A 10,647-nucleotide genomic window follows, 5' to 3' on the forward strand; every position below is an offset into this window, starting at 1 on the left:
TTTCATTTACCTGCGGATATACAATGTTCCATCCATAATGCGGCGTGCCGTTCTCTGGACCCCTACACTCGGAAACTTCAGCTCTCCATGTTCTTTTATCAGTTCCGGCACCATCGTCATGATACCACTCGGATGACCGATACGGACACTTCCCGCATTGCCAGAACTGCGAAGCACCTTCTCTACTACAGATCCCTTCATGGCTGCTGCCACGCTGATGGCACTTGCAGAAGTCAGCGGACATGCCTTATGGCATTTGAATACCGAAATGACACGGGCACAAACATCCATATCCTCTGCCTTCACCTGCTGTCCGGCAATATCGGTATAGGATTTCGGCACCGTCACAAAGCCGACCTTCGGCACCGCCGGACTGTTCTTTGTGGCATCCTGCAGATCTTTTGCAAAGCCCATCTTGCAGCAGGCAACACCGCGGATCTTCTCCAGGAGCGCACAAACTTCCTGATTGCTGTTTATTTCCTCCGGAAGTTCCGTACCGGTCATGCCGATATCCTCAGCCTTTACCAGCACCATGGGGTTGGACACATCCAGAATGGTGGCCTCGACCGGACCAAAATCAGGAATCTCCAAAGTCTCTACGCAGGTCCCGGTCGGAAGGAGCTTTCCAGTCTTCGCTCCTGCCGGATTCAGAAATTTTACATTCAATTCCGCTGCTGTTCCATCCACACCTGCAATGGCACAGTCTCCTTCCTGGGCGAATGTTTTTGTCTCTGGATCGATCGGAACCGTCACATCAATGTATTTATCTGTATTCCGGTTTAACATGTGGACCGTGGTCACCGGCTCGGTAATGGCAACCATCCCCTCTTCTACCGCATACGGACCAACTGCCGCGGTCATATTTCCGCAGTTAGACTTATAATCCACCTGACTCTTTCCAACAATGACCTGTCCCACCAGATACTCTACATCAATCCCCGGCTCCTCACTCTTCCAGACGATTACAATCTTATTATTAGAAGAAACCGTTCCGCCAAGCCCGTCAATCTGTTTTGGATCCGGGTCACCCATGGCCTGAAGAAAAATGCTGTCCCACTCATCCCGGTTTTCCGGAAGATCCTCTTTATGAAACATACAACCCTTACTGGTGCCGCCACGCATAAATACCGTTTTAAAAGTTCTCATACTGACCATTCCTTTCTTTTTGTTCTGACATTTCCCTATTTTTTGCAGTTTCCATTTCTTTTAACTGCTTTTGAAGGTGACGCAGCTGGCCTCCGGAAAGGATTACCTCCAGCTCATTATCCGAAAGCTCCAGCTTTGCCTTGAAAGAAATCCCCTTTGTCAGGTCTTTGATGGTTACTTCTCTCGTTTTCATCTGATCAAGGAGACCTTCAACCTCCAGCTCATCCAGCAGATCCAGTTTGTCGTAATCTGCAGGATCCGCAAATACCATTGGGATGATGCCGTGGTTGATCAGATTTCCTTTGTGGATGCGGGCAATACTCTTTGCAATCACCATTTTGACCCCCAGATACATCGGGTTAATGGCAGCATGCTCGCGGGAAGATCCCTGACCATAGTTTTCACCGCCGATGATAATGCTCCTGCCCATGGCTTTCGCGCGTGCTGCAAACTCCGGATCGTAGCGGTGGTAGCAATACTGGCTCATGAGCGGAATATTGGAACGCATACTCGAAAACTCCGCGCTGGCCGGGGTGATATCGTCGGTCGTAATGTTATCTACCGTCTTTAAGCTGATCTGTGCCTTTAAATACTGTTCCGGAGCGTCCGGGACCGGGAGCGGCTGAATGTTCGGGCCGCGCACAATCTCGACCTTCTTTGCTTCTTCTTCCGGAAGCGGTTCGATAATCATGGAATCGTCTACCGGAAACTCTGCCGGCTCTTTCACTTCTGCCAATACGGACAGATCACTTCCAAGAATATCCTCTGCACTTGCAAAGGTACCGGTAATCGCGGTTGCAGCCGCACTCTCCGGGCTCACCAGATAAATTTCTGCCGTCGGATTGCCTGCACGGCCTTTAAAGTTCCGGTTTGAGGTACGAACGGCCACACCTTTGGTAGCCGGTGACTGACCGATGGCGCAGCACGGTCCGCAGGCAAGCTCCAGAAGTCTTACCCCTGCATCCAGAAGGATATCGATATAGCCATCCCGCATCAGAAGTTTGTAAATCTGCTTGGAAGAAATTGCGCAGGTACAGCTCACATCCTCATGCACATGTCTGCCTTTGAATACCAGTGCTGCTTTCGCGATATCCGAATAGCTGGAGTTGGTACAGCTTCCAATAAATACCTGCTGTACTTTTTTCTTTTCCACATCCTTTAACGGGATCACATTGTCCGGCTGATGCGGGCATGCGCAAAGCGGAACGAGCTCGCTTAAGTTCAGCTCCATCTCACCGTCATACTCCGCATCCTCATCCGGAAGGATTTCTGTAAAGTCTTTTTCTCTTTGCTCCGCTCTCAAAAACTCACGTACACGCTCATCTGCCGGGAAGATCGAAGTAGTTGCCCCCATCTCTGCCCCCATGTTGGTGATGCTGGCACGTTCCGAAACGCTTAAGGTTGCAGCGCCCGGTCCGACATACTCAAATACCTTGCCAAGACCACCCTTAATACCAACGCGGCGCAGCATTTCCAGGATTACCTCTTTTGCATTACAGCCCGGCTGCAGATGGCCAGTCAGATTCACCCTGATGATCTGCGGCATTTTCAGATGCATCGGAACACCAGTCATCGCAGTTGCCACGTCCATGCCGCCCACGCCAATGCAAAGCATGCCGATCGAGCCGCCATGCGGAGTATGACTGTCGCCGCCCATTAACAGCTTTCCGGGAACACCAAACCGTGCGACCTGTACTGCGTGGCAGATTCCGTTTCCCTGTCTGGAAACATGAACACCATAGCGTTTTGCGACAGACTGCAGGTAAATATGGTCGTCTGGAGTCTTGTTATCCAGATATAACAGGTTGTGGTCCAGATAGCTGACACTGCATTCTGTACGGATGCGGTCCAGACCAACCTGCTCAAATGCCAGATAAGTCATAACCGCGTTGATATCGTGGGTCAGAGTCTGATCCACCTTCAGAAGGATTTCCTCTCCCGGCTTCATCTCAGAAGGTGCCGCAAGATGTGCAGAAAGAATCTTTTTTGTAATGTTCATTCCCATGTGAATACGCTCCTTTTTCTCTGTTTGCTTTTATTTTTTCAACAATTTTGTATAAACCTCACCGGTACGCTCCATCTCAGCGATGGTATAGCGCTGGTTTTCTATCTTTTTCAATGCGCGTTCTATAACACCCTCCGCCTCTTCCCGGGTAAGCACACAGACACCATTGACATCCCCGATCACAATATCACCCGGTCTTACGCAGACGCCTCCACAGCTGACCGGAACGTTGATGGCTCCTGCCCCGCTTTTTGCCGCTGTACCACAGGTTAGACCTTTCGCATAGACCGGAAAGCCTGCTTCCTCACATCCTTCCAGATCCCGGAAAGCACCATCGATCACCACGCCCTCTGCTTTCATAAGGTTCGCGCAAATACTCCGGTGATCTCCCCAGTAGGAACAGTCGCAGTTGCCTTTCCCTGCAATAACCAGCACGTCTCCTTCTTCCAGCGCAAGGATTGCATCTGCGACGATACTTCCTTCTCCACTTGGCACATCGACCGTTACCGCCGGACCCACGATCTTCTTTCTGCCGATCCAGGGTTTGATCCGGTAATCCATGGAATGATATAATCCCGCCCCGTCGCAAAGTTCCGGAGTGGTAAATGCCCGCAGCCGTTCGATCAGGTCTTTCGGCGGACGGGTGAATTGTGCTTTTTTTATCAAAGTATCCATATGTATTCCCCTTCCGTTTTATGATTTGATTGTAACGCATGGATTATCATAAGTAAAATACATGATTTTACATGTTCCTTATACACTTTTTTCTATAATACAGGTAAAAAATAACGAAGCAACCCGTTTCCGATTGCTCCGTTATTTTCCAGTTTTCTGTTATCCTATCAACACATTCTTTCTGCTAACGTTACTTCCCCTGCATCTCCAACAGGATCTTCGCCGTCTCCTCCAACTCCTCCTGCGCGTAAAACGCATCTAATATCGTCTTCCCCGGAACGACGGTTCCATGGCGCATAAGAAGCCATCCGTCACTGTGGTCGGCTTCTTTTTCAAACGCATCAAATAATTCTTTTGAGCCGGGCATGGCATACTCCACACACCCCACAGTTCCCAGTTTCATGCGAAGGTAAGGTGTAATATCCGGCATTACATCTAAAGTACCCGGCACGCATTGCATTCCCCATAAAACCGCATAGGTGCTGTGCGTATGAATCACTCCCCGTACCTCTGGCTTATGCCGATATACAGCAAGGTGCAGGGGCCATTCCTTGCTTGCTTTTTTCTCAAGCAGGTTGCCTTCGATATCCATCACTGCAAAATCAGATGGGCGCAACGTTCCAAAACAGGTGCCGGATGCACTGATATAAATCTTATCTTCGTGCCGGACACTGATATTTCCGGTATTTCCTTTCACGGTTCCACGCTCGAATAGCACATGTGCTGCCCAGACTGCCTGTTCTAACTTCTGTTTTAATAGTTCGTCCATAAATTCCTTTCTTCAATCATGCCAAGCGCCTGTTCAAAAAAGTCCTGATTTCCAAAATTTCCTGATTTCAGAATCAGGCGCAAACACCTGTTTCCCACTGGAGTCATAACCGGAACACCCGGTGCTACGCTTTCGTTGATCCAAAATGCTTTCTGATTCAATGTTTTCGTCACTGCCCCACTGGTTTCTCCGCCCGCAGATATGATTCCGGTAACTCCTGACTCTACAGCCAGTCGGGCCAGTGCTGCCATCGTTTTTTCAATTTGTCCGGATACATCGCCATATAGTGCCCGGTCCTGTTTTACCTGTTCCGGTGCGGCGCTGGAATAAACCAAAACAGGGCCGGATGATAAATCTGATTTGATACTTTCCCAAAATTCCACGATGTTCCAGTCGTGTCCGCAAAGCATCGCAGGTGTGATCTGAATACTTTTTCCACCCTTTTTCTGATATTGCGCAATTTGTCCTCTTGTCGCGACACTGCAGCTCCCGGCAAGCAGGAGCGGATACATACTTCGGTTTTCTTTTTGATAATACCGAAGCAAATACCGCGCAAGCGGTTCTGCAATTCCACTTCCCCCTGTCAGAAGCTTCAGGCTGCCAAAGGTTTCCGCAATTTTCTTTGCGTCTTCCTCTGTCCGGCAATCTGGTATCAGATAATGCGGCGTCTGAATTTCTTTCCCGCTTCGATCAGAATCCGAAAAAGAAGTTCCAATTTCCAGGCAGAAATACCGGCTTTGCGCCTCCATCAGTCTTTTCAGGTTGGAATCCCTCATCGGTGTAAGCGGATGGTCTTTCATGGAACTGTCCTGCAGCAAAGTACCATTCACATACAGGTTGCCCTGTTCTACTGTCCTTCCGTTTACCGGCAATGCAGGACAGATCAAAGCGCTTTTTACCTGTAAAAAATCCATAGCAACATCGCACACCGGACCAATATTTCCCTTCGGAGTCGAATCGAACGTAGAACAGTATTTGATATAAAAATGACTGCATCCTTGATGTTTAAGCCACTGTAACGCCTCCAGAGAGAGGCTGACCGCTTTCTCTGTTTCCTGCGTCCTGGTTTTCAATGCGATCACGATCGCGTCTGCCTGATCGGTTTCCTGCATTTCTTCTGGTGTACCATCTAGCAAGAGTGTCCGCATGCCTCCTTTTTTCAAAAAAGAGGCCATACCGGCTGCTCCCGTAAAATCATCTGCGACACATCCCAAAATGGCCATAAAATTTCTCCACTCAGATTTCCTTTTTCTTTTCCAGAAGCTTCGTGATCACTGTATCCGTAAACTCATCCGTTGACGCAGTTCCGCCTACATCCCTGGTAATGCATGTTTCTTCTGTCAGAACGGCTCTTACACTTTCCTCTACCAAATCTCCCCACTTTTTAAGGTCCATATAGCGAAGCATCATAGCGCCGGACAGAAGCAGAGATGTTGGATTTGCAATATTTTTCCCGGCAATATCCGGGGCAGAACCATGACAGGCTTCAAAAACAGAACACTGATCACCAATATTTGCGCCAGCCCCCAGTCCCAGACTGCCAACAAGACCTGCACACAGATCCGATAAAATGTCTCCATACTGATTCATGGTAACGATCACGTCAAAACGCGTCGGATCCGTAGCAAGATAAAAGGCTGTTGCATCAACCATCAGATCATCCGATTCGATCTGTGGATAATTCTTTGCTACTCTGCGGAATGTTTCCAAAAAGAGGCCATCTGTCAGAATGATTGCATTTGCCTTGTGGACACAGGTTACCTTTTTCCTTCCATACTTTAATGCGTATTCAAACGCATAATTTGCAATCCGTTCTGCCCCTTTTTTCGTGATCAGTTTTACAGCTTCCGAGGCAGTATCTCCGCCAATCCGATGTTCGATCGCAGAATAAATTCCTTCCGAAATTTCCCGGATCACTACAACATCCATGTCTGCATTTTTACCGGAAATTCCCGGAATTCCTTTTGCCGGTCTCGGGCATGCAAAGCAATCCAGTTCCTGCCGTATCACATTGTTGTTGGATGGATAAATATGGCTGCTTCCGTCTTTTCGCTGATATACAAACCGTCCTTTCATTTTTTCTACACTCATCGGTCCCTTGATGGCTACCTTCAGTTGCTTATCATAAAGTACAATGGTATAATTTTATCAATATCAATAACCTATTGGAATGTTTTCAGAAAGGCATGCTCACCATGGATGAAAAAGATTATGAACTGTTATTAGAATTAAATGAGTCAAAAAATATCACAAAAGCAGCGCAAAAACTGTATATGACACAGCCTGCCATCACCAAACGGATTCAGAAAATGGAGGAAGAACTTCAGTGTACCCTGTTTCTGCGCTCCAAAAAGGGGATTTTATTTACACCTGCCGGAGAACAGATTCTTCCCTATGCTTCTGAAATCCTGGCAAACAGCCGGAAGTTAAAGGAACAGGTTTCTGCCTGTCAGAATCAGGTCTGCGGCACACTCCGCCTCGGTTCTTCTTTAAACTTCTCCCACTACCGGCTCCCCAGAATTATCAAGGCTTACACCGACCAGTATCCGCTCGTGGACGTACAGATCACGACCGGACAGAGCAAGCATCTCTTCCAGTTATTAAACCGGGATGAAATTGCCATTGCGATCATGCGGGGACGGTATGTCTGGGATGAAGCCATACAGCTTATCTCTTCCGAACCGATGTGCTTCGTCTGCAGCAAAGAAAACCAGGGACGGTCTTTAAGCGAATATTCCTACATTGGCCGCCACACAGACTCAGACTTATCCGCCCGGATTGACCGATGGCTGACTGCACACGATCTTGCCCAGATCCGTCCGCATATGTGGATTGACAGCATTGATACCTGCAAGGAAATGGCGCGCTACGGCCTTGGCTGGTGCATTTTGCCACGCATCTGTCTGGATGATTTTGATGGCTATATCGAAGAACTTTATATGGAAGATGGTTCTCCATTCCTCCGAAATACCTTTGTGCTTTACAAGCATCAGTATGCCGAACTCCCGCAGGTAAAACTGTTTCTGGATGCACTGCTCGGCAGTTCCGTTTCCGAAAATAAGTTTTAATCTTCCTCCGGATACATGGCAACAAAAAAGCAGAGACCTGCATCCTTTCACACAAGTCTCTGCTTTGGCAGAAATGATTGATTTGATTTGATAAAATTTTAGAATTTGATCACACCGATCACGGTAGCCATAATCAGCACCGCAATGCTTGCCGGCCACACCAGTCTCAAGGAATATTGGATGTGCTCACCAATTGATACATCTGCAAGACCAAGGCCTACATAAGTTGCTGCTACAGACGGGCTGACCGGAGTTCCCATGGTTGCAGTCAGCAGAAATGCTGCTGCCACAGTCTCCTGTGCTACGCCAAACGGCTCAACCACACCGATGATGATCGGAAGCAGTGCATAGTAAAATGCATCGGTACCAAGGATCATCAGAAGCGGTACGGAGAACAGACACATGAACCAGTGCATGTGCGGAGCGATTGCTGACGGAAGCACAGCAACAATTGCGTTTGCCATCGCTTCTACCATGCCGGAATCTTTGATGACACCCATGAAGATACCAACGGAAAACAGGGTCATGGTCATAACCATGGCATTGGTGCCATACTCTTTGATCTTCTTGTTCTGCTGTTTTGCATTCGGGAAGTTTACGATCAGACCGATTGCAAATGCTACCATAAAAATGGAATACAGCGGAACCGGAAGGTCTCTAAACAGCAATACTTACATCACCAGAGTCAGCACGAGGTTGAAATAATAAATGCTCTTCTTTGTTTCTTTCTTCTCCCCATTCGCATTCGCCAGTTCCTGTACATGAATTCCAGCTTCCGCTCCGTTTTTTTCTCAATCATGGAAACTACGATTGCAATGCCAAACGCTGCGATTGCCAGGCATACAACACCTGGAATCATAAAGCCATACAGGTCTCCGGCCTCTACGCCTGCCACACTTGCCGCACGCATGGTCGGACCGCCCCACGGAACCAGGTTCATCACGCCGTATGCACCGCACATAGCTCCTAAAAGTGCCTGCGGACGTACTCCCATACGCTTGCAGATTGGCAGAAATGCCGGAACCACGATCAGAAATGTGGTTGCCCCGGAGCCATCCAGATGTGCCACAAAAGTGGTAAGCACAATTGCGATGAAAATGGTTGCCACATTCTTTCCTGCCCGTTTAATCAGAAAATTGATGATCGGATCAAATAATCCCGCATCTGACATCATGGTGAAATAAGAAATCAAGAAAATGAATACTCCTTTACCTCGCGGACTACATCCATGATGCTGCCGTCACGTGCTTCAATGATACCAACTACCTTATCGCCAAACTGTACCTGATCCGGTGCACCTGTAATGGCATAAGCCTGATCTCGCAATTCCTCGATGGTGCAGATGGGCAGACCGCTGTCTTTCATGCAGTCGATGAGATCCTGTCTGCGCGGGTTGATTGCGATACCATAATCGGTGATGACAACATCTACGGTCTCACCCGGAGTCGTCACGGTAGTTACATTCGTGCAGATTGCCGGGATTCTTCCCTGCAGAAGCGGCGCAATAACGATGGTACACTTTGCGCCTGCGGCGGTATCTGGATGTCCACCCTGGGCGCCGGTAATGATTCCGTCTGACCCTACTACAACATTGCAGTTGAAATTTACATCTACTTCCAGTGCGGCCAGAATAACAAAATCAAGCTTATTCACATACGCGCCCTTGTTAAACGGGTTTGCATACTCGGAAGCACTGATCTCAATGTGACGGTCTGGGTGCTTCTTAATAGACTCTACTGCCCCAAGATCAAAGTCCTGCGTGTCTACCAGAAGATCTGTCAGGTCACGGTCCAGCAGATCAGCCATAGGTTTGGTCAGTCCACCAACACCAAAGCTCATCCGGATACCACGCTTTTCCATCTCATCTGCAAGGGAGATCGTCGATGCAATAGAGGCACCTCCTACTCCGGTCTGATAAGAAAATCCATTTTTGAAATACGGGGTGCGGATGACAAACTGCGTACAGTAATCTGCCATTCTCAGCTTTCTCATGTCGGAGGTCGGCTTTGCTGCGCCGGTTGCAATCTTGGCCGGATTACCGATCTCATTCACCACGCAGACAAAGTCTACCTGAGTCATGGAAATGCTTGCCGGGATGTTTGGGAACGGCACCAGACAATCGGTGATTGCTACCACACGGTCTGCGTACTCGGCATCGGCCATGGTATAGGACAATACGCCACAGTCGCTCTTCCCGCCGTTTGCCCGCATGTTGCCGTATTCATCACAAGTCGGAGCGCCGATAAATGCGATATCGATGTGGACTTCGCCAGACTCGATGGCTCTGACACGTCCGCCGTGTGAGCACATCACTGCCAGATTTTTCAGTTTGCCCGCGGAGATGGCCTCTCCAATCTTGCCACGCACTCCTGAGGAACGAATTCCGGTCACCGTACCATCCTCAATCATCGGAACAATCGGATCGTGTGCTTTTCCCAGAGAACTTGCACAGATCGTAATATTCTTAACTCCCATCTTATGAATCTCTTCCATGACCATATTCACGATGTAGTCGCCCTCGCGGAAATGATGGTGGAAGGAAATGGTCATGCCATCTTTGATCTCACACTTCACCAGTGCCTCATGAATGTTCTCCACGATCTTGCTTCTGTTCGGGTCCATCATGGCATGAGCCTTCGGAGCTGCTTTCTTATACTCGTGATTATCGTAAGCGTAAGCGCCCTTGAATGCTTCCTTACCGGTTGCCTTTAATACCTCTTCCGGGATTTCTCTTCCTACTGCATTGATCATCTTATAAATCCCCCTCATATACGCCTGATGCTTTTGCTAATGCAATGGTTCTCTTTGCGCCGTCGTAGAATGCGATATCGATCATCTTGCCGTCTACGGTAAATACGCCGATACCCAGTGTCTTCTTCTCATCGATCTCTTTTACGACCTTCTCTGCGAAGATGATCTCCTTCTGGGTCGGGGTGAAGATCTTATGGACAACATCGATCTGACGCGGGTTTACGAGGGATTTG

10 protein-coding genes and 1 pseudogene are annotated in these 10,647 nt (G+C 48.5%); 1 reads left to right on the forward strand and 10 read right to left on the reverse strand.

Translation table 11 applies throughout. From position 1 onward, the window contains the following. Window positions 1-6: 6 nt before the first annotated feature. The 6 genes from DWZ40_RS10675 to DWZ40_RS10700 form a co-directional block, all read right to left on the reverse strand. Window positions 7-1,146 carry a PrpF domain-containing protein gene (locus DWZ40_RS10675; protein WP_118543031.1) on the reverse strand — a complete coding sequence of 380 codons (1,140 nt, stop codon included), beginning with the start codon at window positions 1,144-1,146 and terminating at the stop codon, window positions 7-9. Continuing rightward, a complete protein-coding gene (locus DWZ40_RS10680; protein WP_118543032.1) occupies window positions 1,133-3,151 on the reverse strand; it encodes an aconitate hydratase in 2,019 nt (672 codons plus the stop codon). The genes DWZ40_RS10675 and DWZ40_RS10680 overlap by 14 nt, the downstream gene beginning before the upstream one ends. A 30-nt stretch (window positions 3,152-3,181) precedes the next feature. Continuing rightward, on the reverse strand, window positions 3,182-3,826 hold the full coding sequence (locus DWZ40_RS10685) for an RraA family protein (protein ID WP_118543033.1): 645 nt from the start codon (window positions 3,824-3,826) through the stop codon (window positions 3,182-3,184). A gap of 190 nt (window positions 3,827-4,016) precedes the next feature. Next, window positions 4,017-4,595, reverse strand: a complete 579-nt coding sequence (locus DWZ40_RS10690) for a class II aldolase/adducin family protein (protein WP_118543034.1) — start codon at window positions 4,593-4,595, stop codon at window positions 4,017-4,019. Further along, on the reverse strand, window positions 4,580-5,818 hold the full coding sequence (otnK, locus tag DWZ40_RS10695; RefSeq protein WP_118543035.1) for a 3-oxo-tetronate kinase: 1,239 nt from the start codon (window positions 5,816-5,818) through the stop codon (window positions 4,580-4,582). The genes DWZ40_RS10690 and otnK overlap by 16 nt, the downstream gene beginning before the upstream one ends. A 13-nt stretch (window positions 5,819-5,831) precedes the next feature. Then, window positions 5,832-6,686 carry an isocitrate/isopropylmalate family dehydrogenase gene (locus DWZ40_RS10700; RefSeq protein ID WP_118543036.1) on the reverse strand — a complete coding sequence of 285 codons (855 nt, stop codon included), beginning with the start codon at window positions 6,684-6,686 and terminating at the stop codon, window positions 5,832-5,834. Window positions 6,687-6,790: 104 nt separating this feature from the next. On the opposite strand from DWZ40_RS10700, the gene DWZ40_RS10705 reads away from it, so the two are divergent. Further along, window positions 6,791-7,663, forward strand: a complete 873-nt coding sequence (locus DWZ40_RS10705) for a LysR family transcriptional regulator (RefSeq protein WP_118543037.1) — start codon at window positions 6,791-6,793, stop codon at window positions 7,661-7,663. A 98-nt stretch (window positions 7,664-7,761) separates the two neighbouring features. Here DWZ40_RS10705 and DWZ40_RS20070 read toward each other — a convergent pair whose 3' ends face one another. From DWZ40_RS20070 to DWZ40_RS19825, 4 genes and pseudogenes are all read right to left on the reverse strand, one after another. Further along, a complete protein-coding gene (locus DWZ40_RS20070) occupies window positions 7,762-8,289 on the reverse strand; it encodes an SLC13 family permease (RefSeq protein ID WP_243035310.1) in 528 nt (175 codons plus the stop codon). Window positions 8,290-8,348: 59 nt separating this feature from the next. After that, window positions 8,349-8,855: an SLC13 family permease gene (locus tag DWZ40_RS20075; protein WP_243035311.1), complete on the reverse strand. Its 507-nt coding sequence runs from the start codon at window positions 8,853-8,855 to the stop codon at window positions 8,349-8,351. Next, window positions 8,852-10,414 (reverse strand): citrate lyase subunit alpha, encoded by a 1,563-nt coding sequence (gene citF, locus DWZ40_RS10715; RefSeq protein WP_118543038.1) that lies wholly within the window; start codon window positions 10,412-10,414, stop codon window positions 8,852-8,854. Before citF ends, DWZ40_RS20075 begins: the two co-directional genes overlap by 4 nt. 1 nt (window position 10,415) lies before the next feature. Beyond that, a pseudogene (locus DWZ40_RS19825) lies at window positions 10,416-10,647 on the reverse strand (citrate lyase subunit beta); the annotation flags it as partial.

This window comes from Clostridium sp. AF32-12BH (genome assembly GCF_003477935.1).
Lineage (GTDB): Bacteria > Bacillota > Clostridia > Lachnospirales > Lachnospiraceae > Brotaphodocola.

What these genes read in the sequence shown, in the direction of transcription:
- DWZ40_RS10685 (WP_118543033.1), bottom strand. Translation starts at nt 3,826, where the DNA reads ATGGATACTTTGATAAAAAAAGCACAATTCACCCGTCCGCCGAAAGAC.
- DWZ40_RS10705 (WP_118543037.1), top strand. Translation starts at nt 6,791, where the DNA reads ATGGATGAAAAAGATTATGAACTGTTATTAGAATTAAATGAGTCAAAA.
- otnK (WP_118543035.1), bottom strand. Translation starts at nt 5,818, where the DNA reads ATGGCCATTTTGGGATGTGTCGCAGATGATTTTACGGGAGCAGCCGGT.
- DWZ40_RS10680 (WP_118543032.1), bottom strand. Translation starts at nt 3,151, where the DNA reads ATGGGAATGAACATTACAAAAAAGATTCTTTCTGCACATCTTGCGGCA.
- citF (WP_118543038.1), bottom strand. Translation starts at nt 10,414, where the DNA reads ATGATCAATGCAGTAGGAAGAGAAATCCCGGAAGAGGTATTAAAGGCA.
- DWZ40_RS10675 (WP_118543031.1), bottom strand. Translation starts at nt 1,146, where the DNA reads ATGAGAACTTTTAAAACGGTATTTATGCGTGGCGGCACCAGTAAGGGT.
- DWZ40_RS20070 (WP_243035310.1), bottom strand. Translation starts at nt 8,289, where the DNA reads ATGGTAGCATTTGCAATCGGTCTGATCGTAAACTTCCCGAATGCAAAA.
- DWZ40_RS10700 (WP_118543036.1), bottom strand. Translation starts at nt 6,686, where the DNA reads ATGAGTGTAGAAAAAATGAAAGGACGGTTTGTATATCAGCGAAAAGAC.
- DWZ40_RS10690 (WP_118543034.1), bottom strand. Translation starts at nt 4,595, where the DNA reads ATGGACGAACTATTAAAACAGAAGTTAGAACAGGCAGTCTGGGCAGCA.